The organism is Polynucleobacter necessarius, assembly GCF_900095185.1.
Classification (GTDB): Bacteria; Pseudomonadota; Gammaproteobacteria; order Burkholderiales; family Burkholderiaceae; genus Polynucleobacter.
On sequence record NZ_LT606948.1, the window covers coordinates 1,469,834 to 1,486,485 of the forward strand.

Consider the following 16,652-nt stretch of genomic DNA (forward strand, 5'->3'; position numbering starts at 1 on the left):
TAGAGACATTTTCAACCCATACGCTCTATAGGCGTTATACTCAATAACCCTAGCCCAAGAGATTAGCTAGGGAATGCCCTCATACAGATTCAGACTAATTATTTTGAAATCCAGATGGCAGAGGCGAATCTTCCTGTTTGACCGTCGCGACGATATGAGAAAAATAATTCTTGATCCCTAACCGTGCAGTGTTCGGCACCAAAAATCATTTTGAGCCCTAGAGTCTCCAAACGTCCTCTCGCCAATCGGCAAATATCTGCGAGAAATTTCCCAGGCTTATTTGGGATTGGTTTAAACGCATTCTCAGCAAATGACACACCTGATTCTTGAAAACAGGTTTTTACATCTTGGCCTACCTCAAAGAAATCCGGCCCAATGGCGGGCCCCATCCAAGCAATCAAATCTGATGATTGGGTTTCGCTATCAAGTTTGAGCATTGCATTGACGGTATTTTCTAAAATGCCAGCGCTCAGTCCCCGCCAACCAGAATGGGCTGCACCAATAATCGTACCTTTGGTATTCGTCAATAAAACAGGCAAGCAATCTGCCGTCATGATGACTAGGACCTCATTCGGAACATTGCTTACCGAAGCATCAGCAAGGATTTCATCACACCCTGGCAAAGCTCGGCTCTTGGGAGTGCTAACAACTATGCTGTGTGTCTGCTTTAGCCAAATGGGCTGATTGGGCAATTTTTTAGTGAAGATAGTTCTATTAAGAAGAACATCAGCGGCATTGTCACCAACATGATCCCCTAAATTAAGCGAATGAAATGGTGCGCCGCTGACTCCATCTGAACGGGTGCTCACTAAGCAGTGAATAGTCTTAGGGGCTGGCCATTGAGGAGCAATAAAACTCATTTTTGAGGCTCATTTTGCATAGAACCCATTACAGATGCCTCATTGGGCAAAACTTCACCATCCATGCCTAATTTGGGCAGCAACTCTAATAACCCTTGAGGGGGAAGTCGAAACCAAGTCATCAATTTGTCTAAGCTTGGGTGCTGAAGACTTAATGCAAAAGCATGTAAAGCCTGACGATTAAATGAAAGATTCTTGGCCACTCCAGGAGTTTTTTTACGATAGACGGGATCTCCGACTAATGGAAAGCCCAAAGACTCCAAATGCACTCGAATTTGATGAGTGCGGCCCGTTTCAAGCCGACACTCTAACAAAGCCACGGCAGATTCCCCAACCAATCCTTTTGCCAATCTTCGAAATAATGTAGCAGCAGGCTTGCCTTGAGGGCTGCCAGCAGTCATCTTTAGGCGATTACGCTGATCTCGCCCAACCGATGCTAAAACTTTGCCATGACTCGGTGGCTCCCCCCAAACCCAGGCAAGATAGCGTCTCCCAACCGTTCTCTCCTGGAGCTGACGCACCAAAGAAGTTTGTGCATGAGGTGTTCTTGCCACAACCATTAATCCTGACGTATCTTTATCTAAACGATGTACTATTCCAGCGCGAGGCAAGGATTTGAGCTCGGGATATCGAAACAAGAATCCATTTAAAAGCGTTCCAGACCAATTACCAGCTGCTGGGTGCACTACTAGGCCGGCTGGTTTATTGACCACAATGATGGATTCATCCTCATAAACTATATCCAAGGATATATCCTCTGGGCTCAAGGCAAATTGCTCTGGCATTTCCCGGGGAAACACCTTGACGCTCTCGCCTCCCATTAGCAGGTAACGCGCCTTAGTAACCTTGCCATCGACCATAACCGCCCCAGCTTCAACCCAAGCCTTAAGACGATTACGCGAATAATCAGGCAAAGACCCAGCCAACACCTTATCCAAGCGTTCGCCAGCCATCTCCAAAGGAATTTCCAGGGAGATGAAATCCTCATCATCGATATAATCAACAGGATTCGATTCAGGAGTTTGCGGCAATGCCACGCTTAAATAGCCTTTCAGTTATGTCGGAGGTAGTGTCAGACGCCAGTTTAAGGCTTGCTGGAAATTATTCTGCCCAAAATGGTAGTCCTAAATTAAAGGGTATGCGCTTCACCTTAGTTTTAGCTTTGCTGCTGACACTCATTCTATTGACCGGATGCGCTGGCAGCGATGGAGGCAAAGACGATACTGATATCTGGTCTGAGGCAAAGTTATATTCTGAGGCAACAGTCAAATTAAATGACGCCGACTTTGCCAAGTGCGGAAAGTATTTTGAAACGCTAGAGGCGCGTTTTCCATTCGGACCCTACTCTCAACAAGCACAAATTAATGCAGCATATTGCTATTGGAAGGCCCAAGAACAAACTCAAGCGCTCGTTGCAATTGATCGTTGTATTAAACTTCACCAAGGTAGTCCTAATTTAGATTACGCCTATTACCTTAAAGGCTTAATTACTTTTAACGATGATCTTGGATGGCTAGGTAAATTTACCGGCCAAGATCTAAGTGAGCGCGACCCCAAGGCGGCCAAAGAAGCGTTTGAGTCATTTAAGGTCGTGGTTGAGCGCTTTCCTAATAGCAAATATGCGCCCGACTCTCTCGACCGCATGCGTTACATCGTTAACTCCCTTGCCGAGGCTGATGTTATTGTGGCGCGTTATTACTACCAGCGTGGCGCCTATTTAGCGGCAGCCAATCGCGCTCAGTTAGTGATTCGAGACTATGACCGAGCACCTGCTGTCGAAGAGGCTCTTTATATTCTGACTAAATCATATGAAAAACTGGGGATGACACAGTTCAGTAATGATGCTGCCCGCGTCTTCAAATTAAACTTCCCTGAAAGCGAGATGATGCTTACTGGACAACGCGTGAAAAAAGAGCGCAGATGGTGGCAATTCTGGAACAAGTAGTGTTGTCAAAATCCTACAATCAGGAGGATTTTTTTGAATCAAGTGATGGCGACCGGTACTCTGGGTGCAATAGCACAAAGTAATTCATAGCCGATCGTATCGCTCATTTGGGCTACATCATCTACCGGTACTTTGTCACCCCACAACTGAACATGACTTCCTATTGTGACTTGGGGAGTATTACGCAAATCAATTGTCAGCATATCCATTGAAACTCTTCCAACCAATGGGCACACAATACCTTGGTCTCCATTTGCAACCCAAACAGGCGTGCCATCCTTTGCATGCCTGGGATAGCCATCGGCATAGCCACATGCTACGATACCAACTCGCATATCTTCAGGAGCTTCATAGCGACTACCGTAGCCAATACGGTCACCCTTTTGCAGATCTTGGATATCAATAATCTCACTATGGAATCGCATGACAGCCTGAAGGTTAGCGTGCTCAATATCAGCGTGCAATCCAGTTGGCGAAGCCCCATACAACATGATCCCAGGACGAACCCAATCACCTAAGGCATTTCGATGCCACAAAATGGCGGCCGAATTGGCCAATGAGGTTGCCCCTTCTAGACCTGCAATCGTTTCATTGAAAAGTTCTTGCTGTGCACCTACGGTGGGCAGTCGCTCTAACTGAGCGGCATTGGCAAAATGAGTCATGTGATGCATGTGATAACCAGCTGCGTGCAAACGATGAAATGCCACGCGATATGCCTCAGGTTTAAAACCTAAACGGTTCATCCCAGTGTTCATCTTTAGAAAGATATTAAAAGGTTTGTGGTTTTTACCTTTAAATTGCTCAAGCCAATCTACTTGTGCATCGCAGTGAACTACTAAATCACAAGATAATTCTTCTGCGAGACTTAACTCATTTGCATGAAAAAAACCCTCTAAAAGCAGAATTCGACCCTCCCAGTCTTGCTCTCTAAGCCAAGACGCATCTTGAATATCCAATAGGGCAAAACCGTCAGTAGAGGCCAAACCCTTGAGGGCAGCTTCAAAACAATGACCATAGGCGCGAGCTTTGATTACCGACCAAATCTTGGACTCCGGCGCTAACTCTCGAACTCGGTTTAAATTATGCTGAAAGGCGGCAGTATGCATAGAGGCCATAATTGGCCTATTAATCAGATCGTTAGCTGAATCACCCAAGAACACTCCTCCTTTCATGTTTTAATTGTATTAAGGACTAGATTGTACGAATGAACTGTAGCTTTTACACCATTATGGCGGCACAATTTTTTTCGTCGCTTGCTGATAATGCTCTCCTAATTGCGGCTATTGCCCTCTTGGCCCAGCTCCATGCACCGGCGTGGATGACCCCATTGCTCAAATTGTTCTTTGTATGGTCCTATGTGCTTCTGGCTGCGTTTGTTGGAGCATTCGCTGACTCCCGCCCAAAAGGCAATGTCATGTTCATTACAAACACTATTAAATTTGCTGGATGTGTAGCCATGTTGTTTGGCAGTCATCCATTGCTCTCTTATGCCATTGTTGGCCTGGGAGCCGCTGCATACTCTCCGGCAAAGTATGGAATTCTGATGGAACTCTTGCCGCCCGAGAAATTAGTTGCCGCCAATGGTTGGATTGAAGGTCTGACTGTAAGCTCAATTATTTTGGGTGCTGTTCTGGGAGGCGTATTAATTAGCAGTACTGTCTCTCAAAGTCTTTTGGCTTGGGATATTCTGACTCTCGAGACGGGCATTGATACGCCAGCCGAATCTGCCATCATGATCATCATGATGATCTATGTCATAGCCGCACTCATTAATCTCAAAATTCCGGATACCGGTGCTCGCTATGTTTCGCAAAAAACCAATCCAATCGAATTAGTAAAAGATTTCGCCATGTGCTTAAAAACACTTTGGGATGATCGTCTCGGGCAAATTTCTTTGGCGGTTACGACTTTGTTCTGGGGTGCTGGCGCAACCCTTCAATTTATTGTGATCAAGTGGGCGCAAGTTGCTTTACACATGAATCTGTCGCAAGGCGCAATTTTGCAGGCCATCTCCGCTGTCGGCGTAGCAGGTGGAGCGGTATATGCTGCTTGGCGTATCCCTTTACGCAAATCGTTAAACGTATTGCCATATGGCGTTGCCATGGGTTTAGTTGTTTGCATCATGGCAATTTATAACTCTGACATGCTTCCTGATACGGCCATTGTCTCGCTAGGCAAACTTCAGGTGACATGGAACTTGCTGCCCGCCTACCTGTTATTAATTTTGGTGGGATGGTTGGCAGGTTATTTCGTGGTTCCAATGAATGCGCTACTACAACATCGTGGCCATGTACTCATGTCAGCCGGTCACTCTATCGCTGTCCAAAACTTTAACGAAAATATTTCCGTCTTAATAATGTTGCTAATCTATTCATTACTGATTTGGCTAGATGTCACAATTCAGGCAGTCATCATTGGCTTTGGTGTTGCAGTCAGCTTAATCATGTGGTTAGTAATTAAGCGTCACACTAGGAACCAGGCAGAATATGACTCTATGCACCTAATCGGTGAACATACCCATTAAGTTGTGTAATGGGTATGAAGAATATTAGCTGTTCTGCAGAACAGATCTTGCAAGTAGTAAATCCTGCCAAAGCATTGCTTTTTCTTTTGGCTTAGTAAGAACCTGAGGCAAATCGAAGGAGGCAATCACAGGAACTTCTTCGTTGCCACCAGCAATGAGAGCTAAGACCGTTTGGCGCAGTTCTGTCAAAGGATCCTTCTCTCCGGTGATTTTTTGTGCGACAGAGCCACCAAAAGCAACTGCTACAACTGGTAATTCTGGAATGCCCATCTGAGATAAAGACTTAGAGGCACCCTTCCACATCCATTCATTTTTGTAGCTTAATCGATTTGGCCATTACGAGTGCACCCTCTCGCGACAACCTGTCTCCGGACTTTCTGGTCATAATTTTTGCGGATACCGATCTGCTCGTACCCCAATACTTGATCGAGATTCGCCTCCTGCATCGGCAAAAAGGAAAGTTCGGTAACCGAATTCATCAAAGATGCTTTCAGGCATTACCTCATACCCTCTTCGCGCTCTGCGGTTGTAAATGCCACTTTATTGCGGACATATAACGGCTCAAGTAGATGAACATCACATTGCAGGCCATCGCTCAGCATTTGCTCTGCACAAGTTAAGATGCCTAAAGCTGAAACAGCAATATCGGAGTGTATTGGACAGGCAAACGCAGGTAATCGATTGCGGTATGGATGAATAGCGCTACCAGCCAAGAATTCTGCTCCCTTCAAATTCACACCCTCTGGTCTAGTCAGTTGCATTTCGTTGATACGTTTTGGTAATCCATCATTCTGCATTTCGTAATTAGCCCAGTAAACCTCCTCCATACGGGCATCAATGGCGACCGTAAATTGCTCGGGGCGTATTTGTTTAAATACTTCAGTGGTGAGAAGCTGGGCGGCGAGAGCATCTAAACTACAAACTGGCAATACTGGAATATTTTGAGAAATTGCCAATCCTTGTACCGCTGCAACACCTAAGCGCACCCCAGTAAAGGCACCTGGTCCAACACCAACCGCAATTACATCAAGATCTTTTAAGACAACTCTCCCATCACTCAAAAGAGATTCAATCCAGGGCAAAAGCAATTGGCTAGCACCCGCTGAAACTCTTTCGTGTCTTAGCTCGGGTACTTGATCTTCTAAAGATAAAGCCACCGAACACCATTCTGCAGAGGTGTCGATGGCTAGTATATTTGCCACGTTAAACCTTATTAGGTTGGATTACTTGTTAATTAGTAATCCACATTATGAACTCAATCCAGAAATTACCTCGGGGGGGGGTGCCTGTACTAGCTCGATCAGGACGCCCTCACCACTAATCGGAAATTCATCGTTGGCTTTTTAGGATGAACGAAAGTAAGGTCATATCCAGCGGCACCCTTACGAATGCCCCCAGGAGCAAATCGCAGACCATGTGCAGAGAGCCATGTAACCGCCTTCGGCAAATCATCTACCCACAAGCCAATATGATTCAAGGGCGTTTGATGAACTGCAGGCTTTTTTTCAAAATCAAACGGTTGCATAAGATATACTTCAATCTCATGGGCACCTTTGCCAATCGCATAAATGTCTTCATCCACGTTTTCACGCTCTGAAACAAAAGTACTTTTATATTCAAAACTAAGCATATCAACCCATAACTTTTTAAGTTGATCTTTATCTTCACCACCAATAGCAATCTGCTGAATACCCAAAATCTTAAAAGGTTTTACGCTCATGTCATAAGCCCCCTTACTCAAAACGAATGATCAACTGATCAACCGCTAAACTATCGCCCTCTTTGGCGCAAAGTTCTGCAACAACGCCATCTTGCATCGCAGAAAGTGTATTTTCCATTTTCATCTCTTCAAGAGAGGCTAATTTCTGCCCTGCAGTGACTGCCTCACCAACCTTAACTGCGCGATTTTTGTCAGGAGTCCAGGTATAGGCGACCTCACCAATTTAGAGGTATCTGGTGGAAGCTTGACAGGCATGCGGCGTTGGAGCTCTGCGCCAAGAGGGCTTAGCACCAGGCCCTCATAATTTACGCCGTCCAGAATCAGTACATAATAGCGCACGCCTCGACGCTCTACCTGTGCAGTAATTTTATGCGTGCCATTGATAGTAGCATTCAAGCAAATTTGTCCAGGATGCCAATCACTCACAATGTCATAACGACTAACGTCATCAGCTTCGTCAATATAGACCGAATAAACTCCATCCTTAAGCTCAACTACGAATAGGTACCTCATATGGGTCACTCATGGAGCCGGTTTTTTTGCCGGTGACAACAACAAACTTTTTGCCAATGATCATTTCATGACCAGCCAATTAACCATCAATCATCTGAATATGCTGGAAATAGCGATAGCGCATAAATGCAGCCAAAGCTGCCAAACGCGTAGGATCTGTCGGCTGCTGTACGGCAGCATCCTTTTTAAAGCCCTCAGGATATTCTTCGGCGATAAATCCAGTCGTGAAGTCACCATTCACAAATTGAGGGTGCTGTAACAGCGCAGCCTGAAAAGGGATATTGGAATGAATGCCGCGAATCACAAAGGCATTCAATACTGCGCGCATTTTATCGATTGCCTCGGCACGATCTTTACCGTGTCCAATTAATTTGGTAATCATCGAGTCGTAATACATCGGAATCGCACCACTTTCGTAGACGCCGGTATCCACGCGTACGCCATTAACCGACTCAGGTGGACGATATTTAACCAAACGGGAGAAGTTTCGGAATGGATCATCGGCGTTAATGCGGCACTCCATAGACCAACCGTCCAGTTTGACGTCTTCTTGTTTAAACGCCAACTTCTCACCAGCGCGGCTACACGAATCATCTGTTCAACAAGATCCAGGCCTATAATGTTTTCTGTTGCCGGATGCTCGACCTGCAAGCTGGTATGCATTTCCAAGAGGTAGAAAGATTTATCCTTGCCTACAACAAACTCAACCGTACCTGCGGATTGATAGTTCACCGCCTTTGCTAAAGCAAAGGCTTGCTCACCCATCGCCTTACGAGTTACAGGATCAATAAATGGGGATGGCGCTTCCTCAATCACTTTTTGATGACGACGTTAAATCGAGCAATCACATTCGTTTAAGTACACCACGTTGCCATGTGAGTCACCTAACACCTGGATCTCAATATGACGCGGGGGCCTTCCACAAACTTCTCAATAAAGATGCGATCATCGCCAAAACTATTCATTGCCTCGGTTTTGCAAGCCGCGAAACCCTCTGCCGCTTCTTTATCATTAAAGGCGACGCGCAAACCTTTACCGCCGCCACCCGCAGAAGCCTTGATCATGACTGAATAGCCAATGCCTTGTGGGCGATCTTAACCGCCTCCTCACAGTAGTTACAATCGCTTCGTTGTGACCAGGGATCGTCTTTACCTTGGCATCTAATGCCAGTTTTTTAGAGGCAATCTTGTCGCCCATCGCTGCAATCGATCGGTATTTCGGGCCAATAAAAACAATGCCCTCCTTTTCGCAGCGCTTGGCAAATTGCTCATTCTCAGATAAGAAACCATAACCAGGATGAACCGTTTCAGCATCAGTATCTTTGCAGACCTGAATAATGCGATCCATTACTAAATAAGATTCTCGTGAAGGCGCTGGTCCGATACAAACAGCCTCATCGGCCCTGGACATGACGCGCCTCTTTATCTGCGTCGGAATAAACAGCAACCGTCTTAATGCCCATTTTTTTGACGGTTATCATCACACGGCATGCAATCTCGCCGCGGTTAGCAATCAAAATTTTCTTAAACATTTTCGTAGTCATTATTTGTCAGCACCTTTACAGAGGAATATTGCCGTGTTTACGCGCAGGATTCTTCAAGTCTTTGTCTTTAAGCATTGCTAATGAACGAGCAATGCGCTTACGGGTTTCGTGAGGGAGGATGACGTCATCAATATAGCCACGTCGACCAGCCACAAACGGGTTAGCAAACTTAGACTTGTACTCAGCCTCTCGAGCAGCAATCTTTTGTGACTCAGATTTTTCCTCTCGGAAAATAATTTCTACTGCACCCTTCGGACCCATTACCGCAATTTCAGCTGAAGGCCAAGCAAAGTTCACATCTCCACGTAAATGCTTAGAGGCCATCACGTCGTAAGCACCGCCATAGGCCTTGCGGGTCATCAACGTCACTTTAGGAACTGTGCAGTCTGCAGATGCATACAGCAATTTCGCACCCTGCTTAATAATTCCACCGTACTCTTGCGCAGTACCTGGCATAAATCCAGGCACATCGACTAAAATGCCACTACTGGGATATTGAAAGCATCGCAGAAGCGCACAAAGCGCGCCGCTTTAATGGATGCCTTAATGTCTAAACATCCTGCCAAAACCAGAGGTTAATTAGCAACAATACCTATCGAACGACCTGCCATACGGGCAAAACCGATCACGATCTTTGTAGCGTAATCAGGTTGTAATTCAAAGAACTCTCCATCATCCACAATTTTCTCGATCAACTCTTTCATGTCGTAAGGTTGATTTGGATTAGATGGAACTAATGTATCCAGGGAAAAATAAGGCTCTTCAATACGATTGGCGCCCTTAATTAGGGGCGGCTTTTCACGATTAGAGAGAGGCAAGTAATTAAAGAAGCGGCGCAACATCATAATTGCATCCACATCATTATCAAAAGCTAAATCACAAACACCAGAAATTGTTGAGTGCGTTACCGCACCGCCCAATTCTTCTGCGGTTACATCTCTTCATGAGTAACGGTCTTCACCACCTCTGGACCTGTAACAAACATATAGGAACCGTCTGATCGCCCATCCCAAAATCATGGCAACGGTGCTCAAACGAGCATATCCCATTATTCAAATGTTCCAGGATCCAGCAAAAGCTCAATGCGCTCACGAGCAGTTAACTTGCCTTTGGCATGCTGAGCTTAGATTCGCTTTTGCCCGCCACCTAATCGGGCAAGCTCACGTTTGGCTTCCAGTTGTTTAATGATTTCCTTCATTTCCTGATCCTTAGAAAAACTCATGCTCCATGGGCTCCAGTAATCGTCTTGCTGCTACTGAGGAGGACATAGTTCCTTGATTTCCTTGTGCAATCAAACTTGGTAGAAGTTCTTGCACTGCCACATTGCTACGAAATGCATTTTTTAAACCTGCATCGATGCGATCCCACATCCATGAGGTTGCTTGTTGTTGACGACGGGAATCAAATTTTCCATTTGCCTTTTGAAGTTTTTCAACATGGGCAACTTTGTCCCATAGCTCCGGAACGACTTTACCGTCTAATGCGTTTAAGATCATTACTTGTGGGTGCCAAAATTCTTTGTCGTGAGATGCATGGTCAGGGTTGCCCTGAAAGCTCAAAAGACGTAAGGAGCTGGTAATAAAGAGTTGTGCCCGCATAGCGGCATCGGGATCGATATCAACTTTATTGATCACAATTAAATCAGCGATTTCCATCACGCCTTTTTTAATTCTCTGGAGATCATCGCCGGCGTTAGGCAACTGCAAGAGTACAAGCATATCTGTCATGCCTGCAACTGCAATTTCACTTTGCCCTACTTCAATAGTTTCAACGATGATGATGTCAAACCCCGCTGCCTCTGCACTCAACATCGCTTCACGGGTCTTTTCGGCCACACCACCCAGGTTGCATGAGGATGGACTCGGACGAATAAAAGCATTCTCGAGCACTGACAATCGTTCCATGCGAGTTTTATCTCCAAGGATCGAGCCACCAGACGCGCTAGATGATGGCTTAATTGCGAGCACTGCAACTTGATGACCTTTTTCGATGAGGTAAAGACCCAAAGATTCAATTAAAGTCGACTGACCAACCCCTGGAATACCAGAAATACCCAAACGAAATGATTTACCAGTTTTAGACAATCAAGCATTGAGCACATCATCAGCACGATGACGATGATCTAGGCGCGTTGACTCTAATAAGGTAATAATCTTCGCTAAAGCGCGTCGCTGTTTTAACGATGGCGCTCTCCCCCCGGCAAGAGATCGCTCATTAGAGCCTGATCAGCAGCTTCAAGCATGCTTATGTCCGTATTAAGCAGGCTTTACAAACATACGAATCTGCTCAAGCACATCCTTAGCCGAAGCCGGAATGGGAGTACCTGGACCATAAATTCCTTTTACACAGGCCTCATATAGGAACTCGTAGTCCTGTCTTGGAATCACGCCGTCTACGAATACGATGATGTCATCAGAGCCCTGGTTTTTAAGTTCAGCAATAATGGCGGGTACTACTGTCTTATGACCTGCAGCTAAGGTAGAAACACCGAGCGCGTACACATCATTTTCAATTGCTTGGCGAGCGCATTCTTCTGGCGTTTGGAATGACCAATATCAACGTCAAAACCCCCAGATCAGCATAAGCAGTAGCAACTCTACCTTTGCGCCACGATCATGTCCATCTTCACTAAGTTTAGCAAACATTACACGTGGACGTCGTCCAAAGTCTTTTGCGAAATCCGCAATTTCTGTTTGGAGTTTTGCCCATCCTTCGGCTGAGTCATAAGCAGCTGCATACACACCAGTCACATTTTGAGTATCGGCGCGATGGCGCCCGTAAACTTTTTCCAATGCATCAGAAACTTCTCCCACTGTCGCGCGTAAACGAATAGCATTGACCGATAACTCCAACAAGTTTCCAGAATCATCTTCAGCGGCTTTGGTTAAGGCTTCTAATGCGGCCTGTACTTTTTGAGTATCGCGTTTTGCTTTAATCTCGTTCAGGCGCGCAATCTGACCTTCGCGCACCTTATCGTTATCAATCATCAATACATCAACTTCCTTACCGTCTGCCAACGTAAAGGCCAATTCCAATACTTGATTGGCTCCAGCCTCTTGCATGTGATAGCCCGAAATTGAAATCGAGTTGAACTTAGGCATATGCTTTCGCGCGGCGTACTCAATGATGTCACCAATAATGCGCATAGATAGCTCTGGCGGGTAAATATAGGTATTACGCACCATGCATTCCTTCAGAATGTCATTCTGAATCGTGCCTGAGAGCTGTTCCTGCTTAACACCCTGCTCTTCACCAGCCACAATATAACCGGCCAACACTGGTAACACGGCACCATTCATCGTCATCGAAACGGATACTTTGTCTAATGGAATCCCATCAAACAAAATTTTCATATCCTCTACAGAATCAATTGCAACGCCAGTTTTACCTACGTCACCAGTTACGCGCGGATGGTCTGAGTCATAACCGCGCGGTGAGTTGCCAAATCAAAAGCTACCGAAACGCCCTGACCACCAGCTGCTAATGCTTTGCGATAAATGGCATTTGATTCTTCCGCAGTTGAAAAACCTGCGTATTGGCGAATAGTCCACACGGGCGAACTGAATACATCGTAGCTTGTGGACCACGAACAAATAGCTCAAAACTAGGCAATGTATCCGTGCAATGAAATCCTTCAATATCCGATAATGTGTAAAGCGCTTTTAGATGAATTCCATCGGGGGTTTCCAGCCTAATGAATCAACATCGCCATTAGGGGCAGATTTCTGTGCTGATTTTTTCCAAGCATCAATACTTGTATTAGTCGTACACCGATGCGGGAAGCAATCAAGGTTTTAGCTTCTGAGGGTCTTGTTACTATCAAAATGAGGTGTGGAGCCTATATAACTGAGGTGGTTCGAAAGGATCTCGAACAAATTTTTACTATTCTTTCAAGCCTTGAGAGCGCAATAAAGGTAATCAGCATACTGCCCAGCTAATTTTGGATAAACCGGCACCATGGCAGGATTCGCAGTTTGCCGTCTCCACCAGTACTTGACCTTTTGCTTTGCTAGCAGCGCTCGCTACGCTAGTAAAACCAATGCTGGTGAGTAAGGCTACAGTTATCAGTGCGAATTTCATATTTGTATCTCTAAAAATCTTTATCAATAAATTCCTTCAATGGGTTATTTGGTGTGCTGGCATTTTGCGCAGCATAGTATTCGTCGATATCCGGCATATCTTGGTCAGAGAGGCTCGCAGCGATTGAGCGCATTTGAAAGTTTTTTCATAGAAATCATTATTAAACGGGGTTGATTCGGATCAATTGGGAAAGACTATAGCGGACAGAGGAGCATCCCTCTCTATTTTAGAGAGGGAAATTAGTGTAAATACTAAAAAATTTAGCCTATTTACCTATACAACCCAGCACTTATTTAGGCCAGTCTATGAGTAAAACCACCTCCCCTACCCAGAACCGCTTTTCAGGTAGCCAAAGTTATGTTGCAACCGACGATCTGAAATTGGCAGTAAATGCTGCCATTGCCCTGCAACGTCCCCTTTTAATTAAAGGGGACGTCTGGAACGGGTAAGACCATGCTGGCCGAGGAAGTTACCACCGATACCGCTTTTGCAATAGCACATTAAATCCACTACAAAAGCCCAAGAAGGTTTATATGAATACGATGCTGTTAGCTGCTTACGCGATTCGCAACTAGGGGATGAAAAAGCAAAAGATACTCATAACTACATTGTAAAAGGTGTCTTGTGGCAAGCATTTGAGGCAGATGAGCCCACAGTGTTGTTAATTGATGCAATTGACAAAGCTGATATTGAATTTTCGAATGATTTTCGTCGCGCAATCGATCGTAATGAAAAAGAATTGCCTGATGCCTTCTTGCGCCGCTGCTTCTTTCATTACATTACCGTTCCAGATGCAAATACAATGCAAAGCATCGTGGATGTTCATCACCCCAGCAAGACCTTTTGGATGCTGCTCTCAAGCCCTTACTTGCAGTAGATATTCCACCAGAAGCACTGTACAGCAGCGATGAAAAGATTGTGGTCCCTCCTCTACGCGGCGCTCTGCTTAAAAATGAACAGGACATTCATTTATTTGAGCGCTTAGTCATCATGAAGCGTAATCATCGCTAGTTATTTAACTAATCGATTTGTGTCATGTTGATTCAATTTTTCTTACGCTTGAAAGAGGCTAAGGTGCCTATTTCGGCAAGGAGTTTTTAATTCTTCTAGAGGCATTAAAATCAGTGGTCATCAACCCATCGATTAATGAGTTCTATCAACTCTCGCGTCTATCTTTAGTAAAAGATGAGCAACATTTTTGATCGCTTTGATCAAGTTTTTGGCTCTTATTTCCATGGTGCTGAACAAAGCATTGCCATCTCCCCAGATATAGCGCTCGATTGACTAGAGAAGAAATTACAGCACATTCTGACTGATGAGGAAAAGGCTGCACTTCAAAAGCTAGGCAGCCCTGATGCTTTGAAGAAGCGACTAGAAGAGCTCTTAAAAGAACAAAAGGCGTGGCATAGCGGTGGCAATAAATGGATTGGAGCTGGTGGCTCCTCGCTATTTGGACATAGCGGCTATCACCCAGAAGGTATTCGCATGGGTGGTGAAAACGCTGGCAATCGAAAACGGCCATTAAGGTTTGGGAAGCGCGTGAAGGTTCAACCCTTTAACTCGATCTCGATAAGACTATTCACTCTACCGCTGCCAATGCAGGCATGCTTGATCTTCAAATGCGGCCCGAACGCCACAACCAGGTGAAAATTTTACATCCTAATGGATGTGTGCGGCTCTATGGATGATCATATAATTGATTTTTGTGGGGGATGCAACGATGTCTCCCTATGAAATTCTCAGCCCTTCTTGAGAGCGCGATGCGCCAACTTTTCAAGGAAGATTATCTTATTCTCATATTCACTTTTTATTTAACCGGATATCACCATGAGCACAAATATCAGCGAACGCCTTAAAGCACTTGGCATTGATTTACCGCCTTCTGGAGCGCCTGCTGCCGCGTATGTCATGGCCGCTACTAGTGGCAATACCGTTTTTCTGTCTGGACATATTGCCAAACGTGATGGGAAACCATGGGTTGGAAAACTCGGCAAAGATATGGATACCGAAACGGGTAAAGCTGCTGCACGCTCTATCGCAATTGACTTAATTTCCGCACTGCAAAATCACCTAGGATCATTAGACAAAGTGAAACAGATTGTGAAAGTCATGGGTTTAGTGAATTCAACTGATAGCTATACGGAGCAACATTTGGTAGTCAATGGTTGCTCAGAGTTGTTGTTTGAAGTTTTTGGAGAAGTAGGTAAACATGCCCGGAGCGCATTCGGCGTAGCGCAAATACCACTTGGCGCCTGTGTTGAAATCGAATTAATTGCCAAGATTTAATTTGACTTGAGTGGATTGCCCCCATCAATCTGAAGAGACTGGATATCCGTAGGTGTATCAACATCCAACACATAGGCTTCATTATCTGTGGCAAATGATTTGACTAGTTCTGGATGCAGAACTATATATTGTCTGCAAACCATTCCTGAAATCTGAAGAATCTGATTGATCACACTGCGCGAGAAGATCACTGGATTACCACGTTGACCATTCGCTATCGGTAGCACTATTTCCTCGCTTACAGTTCTCTGGTAGAACTGATCCAGCAAAGATTCAATTTCAGTAGCACCCACAAGAGGCTGATCGCATAGAGCAATTCACAGTGCATCGTAGTCACCCTTGAGCGACTCTAATCCAAGACGCACAGATGAAGATTGGCCAAGCTCTGGATTTGAATTTCTGATAAAAGTCATTGGTCTATGTGCGCACTGATTTATTAACTGAATTTCTTTTTCAACAGCATCAGAGTAAAAACCAGTCACCCCCAAGACCTCAACTGGATCAATGCCTTGGATAGAGTGAATCAAACGCCTAACTAATGTATCTCCCGCTTTTCTTAAGATGACCGCCTAAGCGACTTCCCTCACCCGCAGCTAAGATCAATATCGCTAGACGCAAATTCCGATTTTTAAGGGAATCACTAGATAAAGTCATTATGATGAATTTGCTTGTTCTGATCTCGACATGCAAACGACATATGGCCCACGATGGCGCATGGTGGTCATTGGTGCTGGCCAACTTTCACTCTATACCGCTGATTTTGCTCTGACTTCAAACTTTGAAGTGATTGTGATCGATCCGCGCGAAGAATATGCTGAATGGCTCAACCGCACGGATATTTTTTTCAAAAAGGGAATGCCTGATGACGTGCTGCTCGAGATTGGTGTTGATTCTCACACAGCTGTGTGACACTAACCCATGATCCCAAGCTCGATGATATGGCTCTAATGGAGACTCTAAAATCCCCAGCCTTTTATGTCGGTGCCCTTGTCAGCCGCAAGAATACACAGAAGCGTAAAGAGCGTTTACTAGATTTTGATGTTAGCCAAGAGCAAGTTGAGACACTACATGGACCCGTTGGTCTACATATCGGCGCCCTCACTCCACCAGAAATCGCAGTCTCGATTCTGGCAGCAGTAATTGCAGTTAAATACGGTATTGCTGTGCCAAAGAAAAATTAA

General features: G+C 45.1%; 13 protein-coding genes and 8 pseudogenes. 8 read left to right on the forward strand and 13 right to left on the reverse strand.

The window, feature by feature from the left end; translation table 11 throughout:
- Positions 1-98: 98 nt before the first annotated feature.
- Complete coding sequence (pgeF, locus tag DXE31_RS08475; RefSeq protein WP_114698471.1) at positions 99-860, reverse strand: peptidoglycan editing factor PgeF; 762 nt, start codon at positions 858-860, stop codon at positions 99-101.
- Entirely contained in the window at positions 857-1,897 is a 1,041-nt protein-coding gene (locus DXE31_RS08480; RefSeq protein WP_114698472.1) for an RluA family pseudouridine synthase, read from the reverse strand. Before DXE31_RS08480 ends, pgeF begins: the two co-directional genes overlap by 4 nt.
- 20 nt (positions 1,898-1,917) lie before the next feature.
- Here DXE31_RS08480 and DXE31_RS08485 point away from each other — a divergent pair, with 20 nt between their 5' ends.
- The gene (locus DXE31_RS08485) at positions 1,918-2,805 is read left to right on the forward strand and encodes an outer membrane protein assembly factor BamD (protein ID WP_114698691.1); all 888 of its coding nucleotides are present in this window, start codon (positions 1,918-1,920) and stop codon (positions 2,803-2,805) included.
- Between the two features lie 38 nt (positions 2,806-2,843).
- On the opposite strand, the gene alr is transcribed toward DXE31_RS08485, so the two are convergent.
- Positions 2,844-3,977, reverse strand: a complete 1,134-nt coding sequence (gene alr, locus DXE31_RS08490; protein WP_415077974.1) for an alanine racemase — start codon at positions 3,975-3,977, stop codon at positions 2,844-2,846.
- Between the two features lie 32 nt (positions 3,978-4,009).
- On the opposite strand from alr, the gene lplT reads away from it, so the two are divergent.
- Complete coding sequence (lplT, locus tag DXE31_RS08495) at positions 4,010-5,329, forward strand: lysophospholipid transporter LplT (RefSeq protein ID WP_114698473.1); 1,320 nt, start codon at positions 4,010-4,012, stop codon at positions 5,327-5,329.
- A gap of 24 nt (positions 5,330-5,353) precedes the next feature.
- Here the strand turns inward: lplT and DXE31_RS08500 are convergent, their stop codons facing one another.
- The 7 genes and pseudogenes from DXE31_RS08500 to DXE31_RS08530 all read right to left on the reverse strand — a co-directional run bounded on the left by DXE31_RS08500 (position 5,354) and on the right by DXE31_RS08530 (position 12,857).
- Positions 5,354-5,632, reverse strand: a complete 279-nt coding sequence (locus tag DXE31_RS08500; RefSeq protein ID WP_114698474.1) for a uracil-DNA glycosylase family protein — start codon at positions 5,630-5,632, stop codon at positions 5,354-5,356.
- Between the two features lie 194 nt (positions 5,633-5,826).
- Positions 5,827-6,531: a tRNA (adenosine(37)-N6)-threonylcarbamoyltransferase complex dimerization subunit type 1 TsaB gene (gene tsaB / locus DXE31_RS08505; protein ID WP_231969490.1), complete on the reverse strand. Its 705-nt coding sequence runs from the start codon at positions 6,529-6,531 to the stop codon at positions 5,827-5,829.
- A gap of 45 nt (positions 6,532-6,576) precedes the next feature.
- Positions 6,577-7,049 (reverse strand): annotated as a pseudogene (locus tag DXE31_RS08510) (VOC family protein).
- A gap of 13 nt (positions 7,050-7,062) precedes the next feature.
- A pseudogene (locus tag DXE31_RS08515) lies at positions 7,063-9,093 on the reverse strand (acetyl-CoA carboxylase biotin carboxylase subunit).
- Positions 9,094-9,120: 27 nt separating this feature from the next.
- A pseudogene (locus DXE31_RS08520) lies at positions 9,121-10,303 on the reverse strand (acyl-CoA carboxylase subunit beta).
- A gap of 10 nt (positions 10,304-10,313) precedes the next feature.
- Positions 10,314-11,258 (reverse strand): annotated as a pseudogene (meaB, locus tag DXE31_RS08525) (methylmalonyl Co-A mutase-associated GTPase MeaB).
- A 102-nt stretch (positions 11,259-11,360) separates the two neighbouring features.
- Positions 11,361-12,857 (reverse strand): annotated as a pseudogene (locus DXE31_RS08530) (methylmalonyl-CoA mutase family protein).
- 6 nt (positions 12,858-12,863) lie between these two features.
- Between DXE31_RS08530 and DXE31_RS08535 the strand changes: the two are divergent.
- Positions 12,864-13,010 (forward strand): annotated as a pseudogene (locus DXE31_RS08535) (GntR family transcriptional regulator); the annotation flags it as partial.
- Between the two features lie 185 nt (positions 13,011-13,195).
- On the opposite strand, the gene DXE31_RS12220 reads toward DXE31_RS08535, so the two are convergent.
- A complete protein-coding gene (locus DXE31_RS12220) occupies positions 13,196-13,318 on the reverse strand; it encodes a c-type cytochrome (protein ID WP_269460608.1) in 123 nt (40 codons plus the stop codon).
- 172 nt (positions 13,319-13,490) lie between these two features.
- Here DXE31_RS12220 and DXE31_RS08545 point away from each other — a divergent pair.
- The 3 genes and pseudogenes from DXE31_RS08545 (at position 13,491) to DXE31_RS08555 (ending at position 15,471) form a co-directional block, all read left to right on the forward strand.
- Positions 13,491-14,196: pseudogene (locus tag DXE31_RS08545) on the forward strand (AAA family ATPase).
- 24 nt (positions 14,197-14,220) lie between these two features.
- Positions 14,221-14,880 (forward strand): annotated as a pseudogene (locus DXE31_RS08550) (hypothetical protein); the annotation flags it as partial.
- A gap of 132 nt (positions 14,881-15,012) precedes the next feature.
- Positions 15,013-15,471, forward strand: coding sequence for a RidA family protein (locus DXE31_RS08555; protein WP_114698476.1), 459 nt, complete (start codon positions 15,013-15,015; stop codon positions 15,469-15,471).
- On the opposite strand, the gene DXE31_RS08560 is transcribed toward DXE31_RS08555, so the two are convergent.
- Both DXE31_RS08560 and DXE31_RS08565 read right to left on the reverse strand, forming a co-directional pair.
- Positions 15,468-15,788 (reverse strand): nucleotidyltransferase family protein, encoded by a 321-nt coding sequence (locus tag DXE31_RS08560; RefSeq protein ID WP_114698477.1) that lies wholly within the window; start codon positions 15,786-15,788, stop codon positions 15,468-15,470. The genes DXE31_RS08555 and DXE31_RS08560 overlap by 4 nt on opposite strands.
- Complete coding sequence (locus tag DXE31_RS08565) at positions 15,789-15,998, reverse strand: glycosyltransferase family protein (protein ID WP_114698478.1); 210 nt, start codon at positions 15,996-15,998, stop codon at positions 15,789-15,791.
- Positions 15,999-16,185: 187 nt separating this feature from the next.
- Between DXE31_RS08565 and DXE31_RS11680 the strand changes: the two genes are divergently transcribed.
- Positions 16,186-16,380, forward strand: coding sequence for an XdhC family protein (locus tag DXE31_RS11680; protein WP_231969491.1), 195 nt, complete (start codon positions 16,186-16,188; stop codon positions 16,378-16,380).
- A gap of 38 nt (positions 16,381-16,418) precedes the next feature.
- The gene (locus DXE31_RS11685) at positions 16,419-16,652 is read left to right on the forward strand and encodes an XdhC family protein (RefSeq protein ID WP_231969492.1); all 234 of its coding nucleotides are present in this window, start codon (positions 16,419-16,421) and stop codon (positions 16,650-16,652) included.